This is a genomic window from Ensifer sp. NM-2 (assembly GCF_003024455.1).
GTDB lineage: Bacteria > Pseudomonadota > Alphaproteobacteria > Rhizobiales > Rhizobiaceae > Ensifer > Ensifer canadensis.
Genome location: NZ_PVZR01000023.1, coordinates 1 through 15998 on the forward strand (window position 1 = coordinate 1; position 15998 = coordinate 15998).

Below are 15998 nucleotides of genomic sequence, written 5' to 3' on the forward strand. Positions count from 1 at the left end.
GTTCGTAGTGATCGTCGAGCCGGGCGGCGATGCGGTGCACCGCGCCGATGAAGGCGCCCGAACCGCCGCCGACCATGCCGAGCCTGATCCGCCGCTCGCGCTTCTCGCTCGTTCCCTCGATTGCCATGTCATCTCTCCTCGTATCGTTTCATCATGTCGTGTCGTGATCGTCGTGCCCTGGGGTTGCCGTGTCGTAAGGCTGCCCCTCATCGGCCTGCCGGCACCTTCTCCCCGCCGGGCGGGGAGAAGGAATATGCGGCACCCTCGCACCACCAGCCAAGACAGCAGCGCCAGCGTCAGCTCACATCCCCTCCTCCAGCAGCTGGCAGAAGGGCGATCGCGACGGCGTTTCCTCTCGCTCGGCAGCACCGTGTAGCACGTCCCCTCTCCCCGCTTGCGGGGAGAGGGTTAGGGTGAGGGGCTACGGCCGGGGCGCGCACTGCGGCTGCGGCGGGCTGCCGCCGAAGCTGTGCTTCGCCTCAAATCCCCAGCAGGCGCCGGTTGGCGGCCTCGTCGGTACCGCCGTCGGCAAAATCGTCGAAGGCCTTTTCGGTCACCCGGATGATGTGGTGCTTGACGAACTCGGCGCCTTCGCCCGCGCCGTCTTCGGGATGCTTCAGGCAGCACTCCCATTCGACCACCGCCCAGCCGGAAAAATCATTGGCCGCCATCTTGGAAAACACCGCACCGAAATCGACCTGGCCGTCGCCGAGCGAGCGGAAACGCCCGGCCCGGTTGACCCAGCCCTGGTAGCCGCCATAGACGCCCTGCCGCCCGGTCGGGTTGAACTCGGCATCCTTGACGTGGAACATCCGGATGCGATCCTTGTAGATGTCGATGTTGTCGAGATAGTCGAGGCACTGCAGCACATAGTGCGAGGGGTCGTAGAGCATGTTGGCGCGGGCATGGTTGCCGGTGCGCTCCAGAAACATCTCGAAGGTGATGCCGTCGTGCAGGTCCTCGCCCGGATGGATCTCGTAGCAGATGTCGACGCCGCAATCCTCGGCATGGTCGAGGATCGGTTTCCAGCGTCTGGCCAGCTCGTCGAAGGCGGCCTCGACGAGGCCCGCCGGCCGCTGCGGCCAGGGATAGACGAACGGCCAGGCCAGCGCGCCTGAAAAGCTCGCCATCGCATTAAGCCCCAGGTTCTTCGAAGCCGTCAGCGCCAGCTTCACCTGCTCGACCGCCCATTGCTGCCGTGCCCCAGGATTGCCGCGCACTTCCGGCACGGCAAAACCGTCGAACACCTCGTCATAGGCCGGATGGGTGGCGACCAGCTGGCCCTGCAGATGGGTCGACAGCTCGGTGATCTCGACGCCGTTGTCGCGGGCAATGCCGGCAAGCTCGTCGCAATAGGCCTTTGACGTCGCCGCCTGCTGCAAATCGATCAGCCTGGTATCCCAGGTCGGCACCTGCACGCCCTTGTAGCCGCAATCGGCAGCCCACTTGGTGATCGCCGCAAACGAGTTGAACGGCGCCGCATCCCCGGCAAACTGCGCAAGAAACAGACCGGGGCCCTTAATCGTTTTCATGATTTTTCCTCGTCTAAGCTGCCGTGACCGGATCGATGTCACGCTGAAGAGGCGCCGGACACAGGGTTGGCCAAGCGCGATTGTGTCCTGAAAAATGAGTGCGAAAGGAAAAGGCGCGCCCGACCGATGGGCGCGCCTGGCTTATCAGAACGGAGAATCCGGGAAGTAGAACTGCTCGGCATTGTCCTTGGTCACCAGCGTGGCGTCGAGGATGTATTCGCCGCTGACCGGGACCTGGTCGTAGAACTTGGCAGCGGTCAGCTGCATTGCGGTTGCGACCATCGCCGGCGGATAGAGCACGTCGACCGGAACCATCTTGTCGCCGTCCATGACCTTCTTGATCATGTCCTTCGAGCCGGCACCGGCAACGATGTACTGGATGTCGGTGCGCTTGGCCTGGCCGATGGCTTCGAGAACGCCCACGGCCATGTCGTCATCCTGACACCAGACCACGTCGATCTTCGGATACTTCGTCAGGTAATCCTGCATGACGCGGAAGGCGTCGTCGCGGTTCCAGTTGCCATACTGGCGGTCGAGAACCTTGACGTTGGAACCGGCGATGCCCTTGTCGAAACCGTCCTGGCGCTGCTGGTCGATCGGGATCGGCAGACCGCGGATGACGACGACTTCGGCATCCGGCGTCGTCTTCTTGATGTATTCGCCGGCGACCTGGCCGAGCGCCGGGTTGTTGCCGGCGACATAGAGATCGCGGATCGAGCTGTCGTTGACCGACGGCGCGCGGTCGACGAGCGCGACGAAGGCGCCGGAATCCTTGACCTGCTGGATGGCGTTGACGAGCGGATCGGGATCCGACGGCAGGATGACCAGCGCATCAAGCCCCTGGACCGCCAGGTCCTGCACGGCGTTTGCCTGGGTGGCTGCATCGGGCGATGTCTTGACGATGACGTTCAGGCCCGGATGCTCCTGCATCAACAGCTTGGCAACGCGTTCGGCGTGGAAGACGACGCCGGCCGTCCAGCCATGGTCGGCCGCCGGGATCGAGACGCCGATCGTCACTTTCTTGTCCTGTGCAAAGGCGCCCGGTGCAGCGCCTGCAAATGCCGCCACGGCGGCGACGGCCAGGCCGATAATTTGTTTACGCATAGTCTCCCTCCCAAGATTTCCACGGGGCTCGATTGCAATGAAACCGGGCTCGCCCCAACGGCCCGGCCAATCTCACGTGCGGCGCATCAGCGAGCGCTGCACCAGCATGGCGATGATGATGATCGCGCCCTGGATGGCGCCGATCAGGTATTCGCTGACGAAGTTCGAAAGCAGCATGATGTTGCCGACGATCTCCAGGATGAAGGCACCGCAGACCGTGCCCCAGACACGTCCGACGCCGCCCCTCAGAGCCGTTCCGCCGACGACTACAGCGGTGATCGCCTGTAGCTCCCAGAGAATGCCCGTCGTAGCCGATGTGGAGCCGAGGCGTGGCACATAGAGCAGCACGGCGACGGCGACGCAGAGGCCCTGGATCACATAGGCGATGGTGCGAACCTTATTGACCGAGATGCCGGAGTAACGGGCCACGTCCTCGTTGGAGCCGACCGCAATGACGTGACGGCCATAACGCGTGCGATAGAGCACGAAGGCAGCAATCGCGGCCGTCACGAAGATGATGATGATTGGCACGGGAACACCGGCGACCGATCCGAAATAAACTGGCCGGTAGATCTGCTGCAGTTCGCGGTCCTGTAGGGTGATCGCGCCACCTTGCGACAGCCAGGTGGTCAACCCGCGATAGATGCCCATGGTGCCGAGCGTGGCGATGAAGGGTTCGATCCGGCCGAGGGTGGTGATGAGCCCGTTGACGAGCCCGCAGGCAGCCCCCAGCACCAGCGCCAGGATCGCGGCGCAGATCAGCATCAGCACGGGGTCGGCAATGACGCAGCTGTTGATGAACAGGATCATCAGGCTGGCGACGAAGGCGACCATCGAACCGACGGACAGATCGAGCCCGCCGGAGGAGATCACGTAGGTCGCACCCAGCGCGATGATGGCGATGAAGGCGCTGCGGGTGATGACGTTCAACAGGTTGGCGACGGAGATGAAATTCGGGTTGGCGAAATAGCCAAGGATGAGCAGCAGTGCCAGCGCGACAAAGGGGGCGATCGCCGCCATGTCCCAGTCTCGCGAGGTTCGCGGCGCCTTCTGCGTTTCGGTTGCAACATTCGTCATGATCGTCTCCCGCGCTTACGCGGCCTCCCCAGTATTGGCGCCTGTCGCAAGAACGACGATCTCGTTTTCGTTCATCTTCTCTCCCGTAACTTCGCCGACGATATGGCCCTCCCGCATGACCAGGATGCGATCGGAGATGCCGATCAGCTCCGGCATTTCCGAGGAGACGACGATGATCGACCGCCCCTCCTCTGCGAGCTTGGCGATGAATTTGTAGATCTGCTCCTTGTTGCCGATGTCGATGCCGCGCGTCGGCTCGTCGATGATGACGATCTCCGGATCGAGCATCATCATTTTGGCAAGCAGCAGCTTCTGCTGGTTGCCGCCGGACAGCTGCCCGGCAAGGATATCCTTGCGGCCGGTTCGGATGTCGAACTCGCGGATCGCCCCGTCGAGCGCGTCGGCTTCCTTCTTGCGGTCGATCTGCAGGGTTTTGACAAAGCGGGATAGCGAGGCAAGCGTCAGGTTGACCCTCAGATCCTTGGTCAGCAACAGGCCCTTGCCCTTTCGGTCCTCGCTTAGATAGACCAATCCAGCCTTGAGGCTCGCCTCAACGTTGGAGAAATTCACCGCCTGGCCGTGATGCCTGATCCTGCCGTGGCCCGGACGAAGCCCGGCAATGCCCTCCATCAACTCGGTTCGGCCGGCGCCGACAAGACCGGCAAAGCCGAGGATCTCGCCCTTGCGCAGTTGAAAGGTGGCGTTGCGCGCGAAGCCCGGCACCGAAAAGTCTTCGATCTCGAGCACGACGTCGCGTGCAGGCCCACCGTGGCGTTCGGGATAAAGTTTTGCGACATCGCGCCCGACCATCAGCCGCGCCATGTCGGCCGGCTGCAGCTCGGCGGCAGTGTGCCCAGCAACGACCCGGCCGTCGCGCAGCACCGTCACCCGGTCGGCGATCTCCTTCACCTCCGGCAGTCGGTGCGAAATATAGAGAACGCCGACGCCCTTGGCGCGGATATCCTTGATCACTTTGAGCAGCGCTTCAGTTTCATGCGGCGTCAGGGACGCCGTCGGCTCGTCGAAGATCACCACCCGGTGCGGCACCAGCAGCACCCGCGCGATCTGGACCAGCTGGCGCTGGGCGATCGACAGACGGCGCACAATGGTCCTTGGGTCGAGATCGGCACCGAGATCATGGATCGCTCTGGCCGCGCCATCGTTCATGGCCCGGTCGTCGACGGAAAGACCTTTGCGCAGTTCGCGGCCGAGATAAATGTTCTGCGCCACCGTCAGATCCGGTGCGAGCAGGATTTCCTGGTGAACAAGGACGATACCCGCCTGTTCGGCATCGACAGGGCCGGAAAAGCTCACCGGTTTTCCATCGATCGCCAGCTCGCCCCGGGTCGGCAAATGGTTGCCAGCCAATATCTTCATCAGCGTGGATTTGCCGGCGCCGTTTTCGCCGATGATGGCGTGGACTTCGCCGGGCCGCACGGACACATCGATGTCGCGCAGCACCTCGACGATGCCAAACGTCTTTGAAATGCCCCTCGCCTCGAGGACGGGTGGCGCACTCTGGGATGCCGCAGCCGTCATGTGGCGACCGCAATCGTCAAGCCACGCCCCATAGGGTCGGCCGCCACGCCCCGTGCTCGGGCACGAACGCAACGAAACAATGTCATAAGAACTCCTCCGGAAGTACTGCTAACCCATTTTCTGAGGTACGTAAATCAGAATTTGTTTTTCAGCCTGTTGATTTCGAACGGCGAGGCCAAAAGCCAAAGAGAGAGCCCCGAGGCAGCGCAGCGTCAGCACGGACTATCGGTTTTAGGAAGAGAGAAGCTCAGCCACAGCCGACCCGATGCGGGGCTCCAGACAGACGGACAGGCGACATTCGCGAGTGGAGTCAAAGGGCGGCATCTGGCGCACTTTCTCAGACCGAGCGGATCGACAACTACAGGACGCATCAACCAGTCCGATGATGGCATGGCCGAGTGCGCGCGCGCTGTCAGAGGGGGCGATTGGCACACACGCCGCATGGCCGGATACGCGTGCGCCTAGAAGCGCGAGAAGCCTTTCAGCGGTGGCATGATCATGCCGCGTCCGTCACCCATGAACTGGGACACGCCTCTCGCCACCTCCTCGCTCGGATCGCCGTAGACTTCGAATTTTTCGACGGTGCAATGCGCAGACACGCTCTGAATATGCGCATCCGACATCTGCCAGTGGCGCAGGACATCGGCGGAATTTCGGTAGAGCTGGTAGCTGAACGCCCGCATTTCTGTCTCGTCGATGAACGTGCGGACCATCAATTGTGGAGCGTTCTCTTCCACGAAGTCGACCGCTGCCCGCACCGCTTCACGGAAGGGCTGCAGATGCCCGGCATTTGATCTTCATGACATTTCGAAAGAGCAATTGGTCGGTCATCATGTTTCTCCATAGCGCTGTACGGAGTGCCTTATAGAAACTCAAGCATAGTTGAGGTCAATGGGCGCGATCTGTCGACGGCAAGATCTTGCATCAGACTTTGGTCTTGCAGGGCGGGCCGGCGGCACTCCGCATGATTGCGCTGAGCACCAGCGAAACAGCTTCACGTATTTCTTGTGAATGAGAAACGTCGAATTCATCTAGCTTTCGCCGCGCACCCAACGTTGGAGGACGGCGGGCGCCGCACCGAATGTTTCGAGACATTCGGCGATCGACAAGGGAGGAACAATGTCGAAACTTTCAGCCGACCGACGGACTTCGAAATCGCGCACGCCGAACCTGCTCGGGACCCTGACCATGGGTCGACGCACATGAACATACACAATCCCACCGCCGCGCCGACGCGGCCGACCGAACTCGTGCTCGGCCTCGACGATCGCCCCTCGCCGCCGATCGCCTTTCTTGCAGCGCTGCAGCATTTGCTGGCAATCATCGTGCCGATCGTCACGCCAGGCCTGCTGATCTGCCAGGCACTCGGTGTCTCTCTTCGCGACACGAACATGATCGTGTCGATGTCCTTGGTCATCTCGGGGATCGCAACCTTCGTTCAATGTCGCCGTTTCGGCCCGCTCGGCGCGGGCCTGCTGATCGTTCAGGGAACAAGCTTCAACTTCGTCGGCCCGTTGATTGCCGGCGGCGTGTTGATGGTGAAGCAGGGGACGCCGGTCGAAACCGTGATGGCGTGCATATTCGGCGTCGTCATCGCCGGATCCTTCATCGAAATGGGCCTTTCGCGCGTGCTGCCCTTCGTCAAGCGCCTGATCACCCCTCTCGTCACCGGCATCGTCGTCCTGACGATCGGCCTTACCTTGATCAAGGTCGGCCTGATCAGCATGGGCGGAGGCTTTGCCGCGATGTCGCAGGGCACCTTTGCCAACGGCGAAAACTTGCTGCTGTCAGGCGTCGTGCTTGGGCTTATCATTGCGCTCAACCGCATTCCGGTCGTCTGGGTCCGCAGTAGCGCCATCATGCTGGCGCTCGCCGCCGGTTATCTGCTGGCGGCATGGATGGGTCGCCTCGACTTTGCCGGCGTGCATCAGGCAGCCTGGTTCCAGGCGCCGGTGCCGTTTCATTTCGGCGTCGACTTCTCGTGGTCGCTGTTTGCGCCGATGGTGGTCATCTATCTCGTCACGTCGCTTGAGGCGATCGGCGACATCACCGCCACCAGCAAGATCTCGCGCCAGCCGATCGAAGGTCCGCTTTGGATGGAGAGGATCAAGGGCGGCGTTCTCGTCAACGGCGTGAACTCGCTGCTGGCGGGCATCTTCAACACCTTCCCAAGCTCGGTGTTTGCGCAGAACAACGGCATCATCCAATTGACCGGCGTCGCCAGCCGTCACGTCGGCATCTACATCGCCGCCGCGCTGGTCCTGCTCGGGCTGTTCCCGACGGTTGCCGGCGTCATCCAGGCCGTGCCGGAACCGGTCCTCGGCGGTGCCGTCATCGTCATGTTCGGCGCGGTTGCCGCCTCCGGCATCAACATCCTCGCCGGCGTTCATCTGGACCGCCGCGCGCTTCTGATCATCGCCATCTCGCTTGCCCTCGGGCTCGGCGTCTCTCAGGTTCCCGAGTTCGTCACGCATATGCCCCGGGCGCTCGCGGACGTACTGGAATCGGGCGTGGCAACCGGCGGCATCTGCGCGGTCTTCCTCAACTGGCTTCTGCCCGAGCGCCAGGAAGAAATCATCGACTGACAACAAGGGGATCGCCACCCCAACCGGCCCCGCTCGCACGAGCGGGGCCGGTTGGGGTCACCTTCGAGAGGTCAGTGCCTGCTCGGCGCGAAATTGACGGTGGCACCCTCAATCGTGGAAGCCGCAGCAAACAGGCCTATCAAGGGCGAAGGTTCTTGCGAGCTCACATCATAGATACACGGTGCTGCAAAAACCGCCGCTCCAAGTGCGATGATGATCATCAGCTTCATTGGATCCTCCGATGGCGATGCGCAAGCATCGCCCATTCCATTTCCATGAAAGCTCGCCGCGACGCGGCGAGCTTTCATCGTTTTAGGCGACCGTCAACTCGACGTTGATGTTGCCGCGGGTCGCCTTCGAATAGGGGCAGGTCTGATGCGCCTCTTCAACTAGGGCTGTCGCCAGTTCCCGCTCGATGCCGGGCATGTTCACCTTCAGCCGCGCCTGGAGCAGATAGGCGCCGTTGGTCGATCCGAGATCAACCTCGGCAGCCACGGAGAGATCTCCAGGAAGCTTGACGTCGCGCTTTCCCGCCGCTTTACCGATGGCGCCGATGAAACAGGCCGACCATGCGGCCGCAAAGAGTTGCTCGGGATTGGTCCCGGCATGGGCGCTTCCCGGTGGCGAGAGCTTGACATCCAGCCGCCCATCATCACTGCGTGCGGCGCCGTCGCGACCGCCGCTGGTATGCGTCCTGCCGGTGTAGAGAACCTTGTCGACCTGTGTCATGGAACACTCCGTTATTGTGTCGCCCCTGGCGACTGCGTTGACGGAGAGAAATTTGACCGGCGGAGGTATCCGGCATGTTTCCGAAACAGCCGGAAATGTACCAAAGCGTAGCGGTGGTCGCTCCGGACACCTACTGCATGGCTCCTTAAATCCTATTCGATTTGAGGATAAAACATGCAGTAATTCAAAGTGCTACAGCGACCTTTGCGCGTCTGATAAGACGCGCGGCGCTGTAGAGCTACAAACCGCTTCGGCGAACTTTGACCGCGATATCAGCGGATGACGACCTCCGCCGCCAAACCGCCGCCGGCGCGATTGTAGAGCCGCACCGAGCCGCCAATGGCCCCTGCCAGTTGCTGGGCGATCGCAAGTCCGAGCCCGGTGCCGCCCGTCTCCCGATTGCGGGACTGTTCGAGCCTGAAGAACGGCTGCATCGCAGCCTCGAGCATGTCGTCCGGAATGCCCGGCCCCCGATCCATCACCGTGATGGCGACCTCGCCATTTTCCCGTCGCTCGACACTGATCTCGGCAGCGCCGGCAAATTTCAGCGCGTTGTCGATGAAGTTGGAGAGGATCCGGCGCAACGCATGCGGCTTGACGGGTATGGTCCCGTCAACGGCACTGACGACGGCCACGGACTTTCCGGTGTCCTGATAATCATAGGCCAGGCTGTCGATAAAGGATGCGAGGTCGATGCGGGAAGTCTTCTCGACATTGCCGTGCGCACTTCGGGCGTAAGCAATACCGTCCTGAACCAGTCGTTCGATCTCGCGGAGATCCTGCACCAGCTTATCCCTTTCAGGCGATTCATCCGCCATGTCGGCGCGAAGCCGCATGCGCGTGATCGGCGTCTGGAGATCGTGGGAAATGGCGGCAAGGATCTGCACGCGCTCTTCGAGATAGTGGGCGATCCTGTCGCGCATGGCATTGAAGGCCCGGGCGGCATGCGCGACTTCACGTGGGCCGGCTTCGCTCAACGGCGCGGCCTTCCTGTTCGGGTCCAGCGCATCGGCGGCAGCGGCAAGGTCGCTCAAAGGGCGGATGACCTGGCGCACGGCAAACCAGACGCAAAGGAGCAGGAGTGCCATCTGGGTCGCCAGCACATAGGGAAGCCATTCGGCGATCGGCATGACGCCCCGTGGCGTCACGTCTATCGTCAGGGGCGCGCCGTCGCTGAGCGTCAGATGGGCCTGCAATCTTTTGTCGTCACCCGGAATCGCCTCCACGTGCAGGGGAAAGCGATGCCCGGCCGCCTCCTCGATCTTGGTAGCGATCTCCGCACCACGGGTGGTGAGATCCGGCACGCCGGGAAGGCCGGGCCCCAGCACGAAACGATAGCTGCCGCGGCTGAGACGATCGAGCCAACCCGCTCTCTCGCTCGCCGGCAGTCGATCGAGAATGGCGATCGATGTGGCAACATCGGTTTCCAGCGTGCCGAGCATGACCGCCTTCGCCGACATATAGCGTTCGAGAAACAGGACGCTGAAAGAAAGGCCATAGGCGATTGCGAGACCGAGGAGAAGAACGAGAAAAAGCCGAGCGCGTAAGGTGCTCGGCCAATACCAGCTGACAGTCGATGTGACGCCCAAGCTCATTGCCTGGGCTCCGAGATCTCGACCGGAACGGAAAAGACGTAACCTTCGCTGCGCAGCGTCTTGATGTAGGTCGGCTCACGCGCATCGTCACCGAGCCGCTGGCGCAGACGGCTGACGAGAAGATCGATCGAGCGATCGAACAGCTCGGCGTCGCGCCCCTGGGTCAGATTGAGAAGCTGATCACGGTTGAGCACGCGCTGCGGATGATCGATGAAGACACGCAGCAGCCGGTATTCGGCACCACTCAAGGCGATCTCCGTGCCCTGCCTGTCGAGAAGGCGGCGGCCGACCGTGTCGAGCTGCCAGTCGCCGAAGGTCAGCAATTGACCCGCCTCAGTGATCTGCAGGTTCGGAGGCAGCATTCGGGTTCGGCGCAGCACCGCCTTGATGCGTGCCAAGAGCTCGCGCGCAGCAAATGGCTTGGGCAGATAGTCGTCCGCTCCCATTTCCAGGCCGATGATCCTGTCCATCTCATCGCTGCGAGCCGTCAGCATCAGGATCGGCGTCGCCTTGTGCTTGCCGGCGCGCAGCTCCCGGCAGAGGACCAGTCCGTCGTCGCCGGGCATCATCACATCGAGCACGATCAGATCGACGGTGTTGGCTTCCAGAAAGGCGCGCATCTGGCGGCCATCCGCGGCAACGGCCGTGCGCAGCCCGTTCTTCCTTAGATAGCTCGACACCAGCTCGCGAATTTCGCGATCGTCGTCGACGATCAGGATGTGATCGACGTGTTCCATATCCGACTTCCCACTCCCCTATGCACTCGGCCACAGCGCCTGATGCCTTTAGACCCAAGGCGGCTTGCGCGAGGCAGGCATCCACAAGGTCGCGCGCCCTGTTGCCGACTATCGTCGGTCTAAAAACGATCCACGTCCATAACCGCCTGTGCGAACGCCTGCGGCGCTTCCTGCGGCAGGTTATGCCCGATGCCGCCGCTGACGGTGCGATGTTCGTACTTTCCCGAAAATTTGCCGGCATAGGCGGCAGGCTGCGGATGCGGCGCGCCGTTGGCATCACCTTCCAGCGTGATGGTGGGAACCGAGATCTTCGGTCCCGCGGCAAGCCGCTTTTCGTAAGCGTCGTATTTGCGTTCGCCTTCCGCCAGGCTCAATCGCCAGCGATAATTGTCGACGACGACGGCGACATGGTCGGGATTGTCGAAGGCTTCAGCCGAACGCTCGAAGGTCGCATCATCGAATTTCCAGGTGGGCGAGGCGGTCTGCCAGATCAGCTTGGCAAAGGCGCGCCGATTCTCCTCATAGCCCAGCCGCCCGCGCTCGGTGGCGAAATAGAACTGGTACCACCAGGCAAGCTCGGCGCTGGGCGACAATGGCTTCCTGTTGATTTCCTGGCTTCCGATGAGATAGCCGCTCACAGAGACCATCGCCTTGCAGCGCTCCGGCCAAAGTGCTGCCATGATATTGACCGTGCGTGCGCCCCAGTCGCAACCGCCAAGCACCGCCTTTTCGATGCCCAGCGCATCCATCAAGGCGATCATATCCGCAGCGATCGCCGATTGCTGGCCGTTGCGCGGCGTATCCGGCGAAAGGAAGTGCGTCGTTCCGTAACCGCGCAGGTAAGGCACGATCACGCGGTAGCCGGCTTGAGCAAGCAAGGGCGCGACGTCGACATAGGTATGAATGTCATAGGGCCAGCCGTGCAGCAGCAGAACAGCCGGCCCATCGGCGGGACCTGCCTCCGCGTAGCCGACTTCGAGCACGCCGGCCCGGATCTGCTTGAGTGCGGCAAAGGAGGTGTGTGTGCCGGGCTTGATGTCAGGCAGCCGTGCGGCGGACGCTTGCCCCGACTGCGCCATCGCGGCACCCGCCATGCCAAGCTCGACCGCAGCAATGGTCATGGCAGCCACCCCGAAAAACTTGCGGCGTTCATGGTTGATTTCGTCAGACATCGGCCTCTCCTTTTTGAACCCAAGCACAATGGGAGAAAGACGGGCCGCTTGTATCCTGCGTGTGTCGCGCCCGCCCGATCTTGAATACCAATGTAGCGCCGACCCGCCCGGATACAGTCTGATACAAAGACGCCTTGCGACCAGCCAACTCGATCCGCCGGCGCGTGTCTGATGGCTGATCATCGGCAGCCGATTTGTATCGCTCTGTAGCAGGCCGGGCTACGCCTACATCCCGGTACATTTTCATACCTGAGCGGACACATGCGGGATACGTCGCAAAGACCAGATGCGTATCCGTTGCTGGTCAAGGCACATCGCCGTCCAGAGCCCGATCAATCGGTTCAAAGGAAACGATGATGACGCTTCTCATCATAGCCTATCTCGGAGGCGCGCTGACGATCTTCAGTCCGTGCATCCTGCCTATCCTGCCTTTCGTTTTCGCACGCGCCGAACAGTCCTTCCTCCGAAGCACGCTGCCGATGCTTGCCGGCATGGCCATCACCTTTGCGCTTGTCGCCACCCTGGCAGCCATCGGCGGCAGCTGGGCCATCCATGCCAACGAATATGGCCGCATTGCCGCGATTGCCTTGCTTGCGGCGTTTGGCGCAAGCCTGCTGTCACCGCGGATCGCCAGCGCGCTTTCACAGCCCGTCGTCGATTTCGGCAACCGCCTGATGAGGGCCACCGGCCATGGGCGCGCGACGCCCGATGTGGCCGGTTCGTTTGTTCTCGGCATCGCGACCGGCCTGCTCTGGGCCCCTTGCGCCGGGCCCATCCTTGGTCTGGTCCTGACCGGCGCGGCACTGCAGGGTGCCAATCTTGCGACGACATTCCTGCTGCTTGCCTATGCTGCCGGTGCGGCCACCTCGCTTGCCACAGCCATGTTTGTCGGCGGAAAGGTTTTCGCCGCCATGAAGCGGTCGCTGGGGATCAGCGAGCGCATTCGCCAGGTCCTGGGTGCCGCGGTGCTCGCCGGCGTTGCGGCAATCGCGCTCGGCCTCGATACCGGCTTGCTGGCCCAGCTTTCCTACGCCAGCACGGCATCCCTGGAACAGACCGTGCTCGAAAAGCTCGATACCAAAGCCGCTGGCGGACCATTCTCCGCGGCTGCCGACAAGGGCGTGGACGTCGCATCGGCCGATACAACCCGCCCCTTTCAAAGCGACCTGCCCGTCGAAGGCGCTGCACCATCGCTTGATGGAGCGGTGGAGTGGCTGAACTCGCCGCCGCTCACCGCGGAAGCCTTGCGGGGGAAGGTGGTGCTCGTCGATTTCTGGACCTATTCCTGTATCAACTGCATTCGCACCGTCCCCTATGTCCGCGCGTGGGCGGAAAAATACCGGGATCAAGGCCTCGTCGTCATCGGCGTGCATGCGCCTGAATTCGCCTTCGAGAAGAAGATCGACAATGTCCGCAAGGCGGTCAGCGATTTCAACATCGGCTATCCCGTCGCCATCGACAACGACTACCGCATCTGGCGCGCCTTCGAGAACAGCTACTGGCCGGCCCATTACCTGATCGATGCCAAGGGGCAGATCCGCTACCATCATTTCGGCGAGGGCAATTACCCGCAGACGGAGAAGGCCATCCAGGACCTGCTCAGAGAAGCCGGTAGCGACATGGCGGCGAGCAGGCCGGTAGTGCCCGAGACCAAGGGCGCTGAACTCGGCGCCGACCTCAACAATATCCGCTCGAGCGAAACCTATCTCGGATACCAGCGCGCTTCGAACTTCGCCTCCAACGAGAGCCTGAGCGCCGATGCGGCGCGCAAATACACGGTCGCCGAACCGGGTCTCAACGAATGGGGCCTCACCGGCACCTGGACCGTCGGCCCGGAACAGGCAACGCTCGACGAGCCGGGAGGCGGCATCGCCTCGCGTTTCAGCGCCCGCGACCTGCATCTCGTTCTTGGGCCGGGAGCGGCCGGAAAGCCGGTCCGCTTTCAGGTGACCATCGACGGCAAGGCGCCGGGCAAGGACCACGGCGCCGATATCGACGCCAATGGAAACGGCACGGTCACGGCAACAAGGCTTTATCAGCTGGTGCGCCAGGCAGGCGACGTCTCGGCGCGCAACTTCAGCATCCGGTTCCTTGACCCAGGCGTTCAGGCCTACGCCTTCACCTTCGGCTGAGACCTCGAGACATGTTCAAACCTGCCAATCGCCATCAACCCGACAAGGAGTGAAATCCATGAACCGTCATCTTTCCACCCTCGCGCTCGCCCTCTTCACCAGCGCGATTGCCTTTGCGGCCCAGGCAGCCGAGGTCAAGAATATCGTCATCGTTCACGGCGCACTGGCCGATGGCTCCGGCTGGCGCCAGGCAACGGAAATTCTCGAGAAGCGGGGCTATGGCGTGACGATCGTTCAACAGCCCATCACGTCGCTGGCGGATGACGTTGCCGCCACCGACCGCGTGCTCGATCTGCAGGATGGTCCGACCTTGCTCGTCGGGCACAGCTATGGCGGCATCGTCATCACCGAAGCCGGCAACCGTGCCGACGTCGCAGGCCTCGTCTATGTCGCCGCCTTCCAGCCCGACAAGGGCGAAAGTCTGCTCGCCCTTGCCAGCTCCAAACCGGCGGGCGGCATGAACATCAGGGAGACCAAGGACGGAAAATACCTCTATCTCGACCCGAGCGCCTTCGCCGCCGATTTCGCTGCTGACCTTCCGAAGGACGAAGCGGCATTCCTTGCAAAATCTCAGGTCTTTGCCGCCAAGGCGGCGTTTTCGTCCAAGGTCGGCGATCCGGCCTGGCGAACCAAGAAGAGCTGGTCGATCGTGGCGACGCAGGATCGCGCGATCAATCCCGATCTCGAGCGCGACATGGCCAAGGGGGCAAACAGCGAGGTGACGGAGATCAAGGCGAGCCATGCCGTCTTTGCCTCTCAGCCGGAGATGGTTGCTGATGTCATCGAAAAGGCAGCCAAACAGCTCGGCCAGTAAGTCGATGCACGGCAACTGACGTGCAAACATCTGACTGCCGCGTTTATCGCAGCTGGTCCGGGCGTTGCAGCGCCCGGCCGAGCATTCCTTCACTCGTTCGGGAACCTGGACGGCTCGAAGCCGTTAGTTGGGATCGATAAAACGAGGGCAAGGACATGAGCTTCGATCAACTCGTTCCGGCGCCGGATCTCGCAGCCAAGGGCAAATCGCCCTTTCCCGGCGAAACGGCTGAGTACAGAAAGGCGCGGCAGGCTTTGCTGCGCGAAGAAATCGAGTTCCGGCGGCAGATGACGCGGCTGGTCGAGCAGCGGCGGTTGCTGCCGGATGGGCCGGTGATTGAAAAGAATTATCGCTTCAAGGATGCCAACGGCAACGACATCGGCCTGCTCGACCTCTTCGGCGACAAACAGACGCTCGTCGCCTATTTCTGGATGTACGGGCCGCAGCGCGCGCGCCCCTGCCCGATGTGCACGAACTGGCTCGGCGCGGTGAACGGCAACGCCGCCGATATCAAGCAGCGGGTGGCGCTGAAGATCTTCGGCCGCAGCTCCGTCGAGCGCCAGCTGGCGTTTGCCCAGGAGCGTGGCTGGCGAGACCTCGATTTCGTCCAGACGGTCGGCGACGACTATGCTCGGGATCTCGGCCTCATCAATGCGGACGGAAGCGAAAATCCGGCGCTTGGCGTCTTCAAACGTAAAGGCAACGCCGTCAGGCTCTTCTGGGCAAGCGAGATGACGACGGAGATGGCCGACCCCGGCCAAGATCCGAGAGAGGCGCCGGACATCGCCTCGCTCTGGTCGATCCTGGATCTGACGCCGGAGGGCCGCGGCACGGACTGGTATCCGAAGCTCAGCTACTGACGATCATCGTCACGGCGGCAATGGATGTCGTGGACGGGCCGCGAAGCTGGCGGGACGCATTTGGGCGACAAATAGTGGCGGTTGCGTCGGCAAGATCTTCAAATCCGCAAGATTTGCCGGTC

14 protein-coding genes and 1 pseudogene are annotated in these 15998 nt (G+C 62.3%); 4 read left to right on the top strand and 11 right to left on the bottom strand.

From position 1 onward, the window contains the following. The 6 genes and pseudogenes from C6558_RS31255 to C6558_RS31280 form a co-directional block, all read right to left on the bottom strand. Positions 1 to 127: pseudogene (locus C6558_RS31255) on the bottom strand (gfo/Idh/MocA family oxidoreductase); the annotation flags it as partial. 352 nt (positions 128 to 479) lie between these two features. Further along, positions 480 to 1532, bottom strand: coding sequence for a sugar phosphate isomerase/epimerase (locus C6558_RS31260; protein ID WP_107028109.1), 1053 nt, complete (start codon positions 1530 to 1532; stop codon positions 480 to 482). Positions 1533 to 1676: 144 nt separating this feature from the next. Beyond that, entirely contained in the window at positions 1677 to 2636 is a 960-nt protein-coding gene (locus C6558_RS31265) for a substrate-binding domain-containing protein (protein WP_057224431.1), read from the bottom strand. 72 nt (positions 2637 to 2708) lie between these two features. Then, complete coding sequence (locus tag C6558_RS31270) at positions 2709 to 3713, bottom strand: ABC transporter permease (RefSeq protein ID WP_107028110.1); 1005 nt, start codon at positions 3711 to 3713, stop codon at positions 2709 to 2711. 15 nt (positions 3714 to 3728) lie between these two features. After that, entirely contained in the window at positions 3729 to 5252 is a 1524-nt protein-coding gene (locus C6558_RS31275; protein WP_107028111.1) for a sugar ABC transporter ATP-binding protein, read from the bottom strand. 461 nt (positions 5253 to 5713) lie between these two features. Further along, a complete protein-coding gene (locus tag C6558_RS31280; RefSeq protein WP_245449238.1) occupies positions 5714 to 5989 on the bottom strand; it encodes a hypothetical protein in 276 nt (91 codons plus the stop codon). 465 nt (positions 5990 to 6454) lie between these two features. Here C6558_RS31280 and C6558_RS31285 point away from each other — a divergent pair, with 465 nt between their 5' ends. Next, on the top strand, positions 6455 to 7837 hold the full coding sequence (locus C6558_RS31285) for a nucleobase:cation symporter-2 family protein (RefSeq protein WP_107028112.1): 1383 nt from the start codon (positions 6455 to 6457) through the stop codon (positions 7835 to 7837). Positions 7838 to 7908: 71 nt separating this feature from the next. Here the strand turns inward: C6558_RS31285 and C6558_RS40420 are convergent, their stop codons facing one another. The 5 genes from C6558_RS40420 to C6558_RS31315 all read right to left on the bottom strand — a co-directional run bounded on the left by C6558_RS40420 (position 7909) and on the right by C6558_RS31315 (position 12070). Next, entirely contained in the window at positions 7909 to 8067 is a 159-nt protein-coding gene (locus C6558_RS40420; RefSeq protein WP_164474920.1) for a hypothetical protein, read from the bottom strand. A gap of 82 nt (positions 8068 to 8149) precedes the next feature. Beyond that, positions 8150 to 8566, bottom strand: coding sequence for an organic hydroperoxide resistance protein (locus tag C6558_RS31295; RefSeq protein WP_057224423.1), 417 nt, complete (start codon positions 8564 to 8566; stop codon positions 8150 to 8152). 272 nt (positions 8567 to 8838) lie between these two features. Further along, entirely contained in the window at positions 8839 to 10161 is a 1323-nt protein-coding gene (locus tag C6558_RS31305; protein WP_057213186.1) for a HAMP domain-containing sensor histidine kinase, read from the bottom strand. Further along, positions 10158 to 10898: a response regulator gene (locus tag C6558_RS31310; protein WP_057207589.1), complete on the bottom strand. Its 741-nt coding sequence runs from the start codon at positions 10896 to 10898 to the stop codon at positions 10158 to 10160. The genes C6558_RS31305 and C6558_RS31310 overlap by 4 nt, the downstream gene beginning before the upstream one ends. A gap of 119 nt (positions 10899 to 11017) precedes the next feature. Continuing rightward, the gene (locus C6558_RS31315; protein WP_057207590.1) at positions 11018 to 12070 is read right to left on the bottom strand and encodes an alpha/beta fold hydrolase; all 1053 of its coding nucleotides are present in this window, start codon (positions 12068 to 12070) and stop codon (positions 11018 to 11020) included. 356 nt (positions 12071 to 12426) lie between these two features. Between C6558_RS31315 and C6558_RS31320 the strand changes: the two genes are divergently transcribed. From C6558_RS31320 to C6558_RS31330, 3 genes are all read left to right on the top strand, one after another. Further along, positions 12427 to 14202 carry a cytochrome c biogenesis protein DipZ gene (locus C6558_RS31320; protein WP_057207591.1) on the top strand — a complete coding sequence of 592 codons (1776 nt, stop codon included), beginning with the start codon at positions 12427 to 12429 and terminating at the stop codon, positions 14200 to 14202. 58 nt (positions 14203 to 14260) lie between these two features. Beyond that, positions 14261 to 15016, top strand: a complete 756-nt coding sequence (locus C6558_RS31325) for an alpha/beta hydrolase (RefSeq protein ID WP_107028115.1) — start codon at positions 14261 to 14263, stop codon at positions 15014 to 15016. Between the two features lie 155 nt (positions 15017 to 15171). Further along, on the top strand, positions 15172 to 15876 hold the full coding sequence (locus tag C6558_RS31330) for a DUF899 family protein (RefSeq protein WP_057224415.1): 705 nt from the start codon (positions 15172 to 15174) through the stop codon (positions 15874 to 15876). The last annotated feature ends 122 nt before the right edge of the window (positions 15877 to 15998 follow it).

What these genes read in the sequence shown, in the direction of transcription:
- C6558_RS31310 (WP_057207589.1), bottom strand. Translation starts at nt 10,898, where the DNA reads ATGGAACACGTCGATCACATCCTGATCGTCGACGACGATCGCGAAATT.
- C6558_RS31305 (WP_057213186.1), bottom strand. Translation starts at nt 10,161, where the DNA reads ATGAGCTTGGGCGTCACATCGACTGTCAGCTGGTATTGGCCGAGCACC.
- C6558_RS31270 (WP_107028110.1), bottom strand. Translation starts at nt 3,713, where the DNA reads ATGACGAATGTTGCAACCGAAACGCAGAAGGCGCCGCGAACCTCGCGA.
- C6558_RS31320 (WP_057207591.1), top strand. Translation starts at nt 12,427, where the DNA reads ATGACGCTTCTCATCATAGCCTATCTCGGAGGCGCGCTGACGATCTTC.
- C6558_RS31315 (WP_057207590.1), bottom strand. Translation starts at nt 12,070, where the DNA reads ATGTCTGACGAAATCAACCATGAACGCCGCAAGTTTTTCGGGGTGGCT.
- C6558_RS31265 (WP_057224431.1), bottom strand. Translation starts at nt 2,636, where the DNA reads ATGCGTAAACAAATTATCGGCCTGGCCGTCGCCGCCGTGGCGGCATTT.
- C6558_RS31295 (WP_057224423.1), bottom strand. Translation starts at nt 8,566, where the DNA reads ATGACACAGGTCGACAAGGTTCTCTACACCGGCAGGACGCATACCAGC.
- C6558_RS31260 (WP_107028109.1), bottom strand. Translation starts at nt 1,532, where the DNA reads ATGAAAACGATTAAGGGCCCCGGTCTGTTTCTTGCGCAGTTTGCCGGG.
- C6558_RS31275 (WP_107028111.1), bottom strand. Translation starts at nt 5,252, where the DNA reads ATGACGGCTGCGGCATCCCAGAGTGCGCCACCCGTCCTCGAGGCGAGG.
- C6558_RS31325 (WP_107028115.1), top strand. Translation starts at nt 14,261, where the DNA reads ATGAACCGTCATCTTTCCACCCTCGCGCTCGCCCTCTTCACCAGCGCG.
- C6558_RS31330 (WP_057224415.1), top strand. Translation starts at nt 15,172, where the DNA reads ATGAGCTTCGATCAACTCGTTCCGGCGCCGGATCTCGCAGCCAAGGGC.
- C6558_RS31285 (WP_107028112.1), top strand. Translation starts at nt 6,455, where the DNA reads ATGAACATACACAATCCCACCGCCGCGCCGACGCGGCCGACCGAACTC.
- C6558_RS40420 (WP_164474920.1), bottom strand. Translation starts at nt 8,067, where the DNA reads ATGAAGCTGATGATCATCATCGCACTTGGAGCGGCGGTTTTTGCAGCA.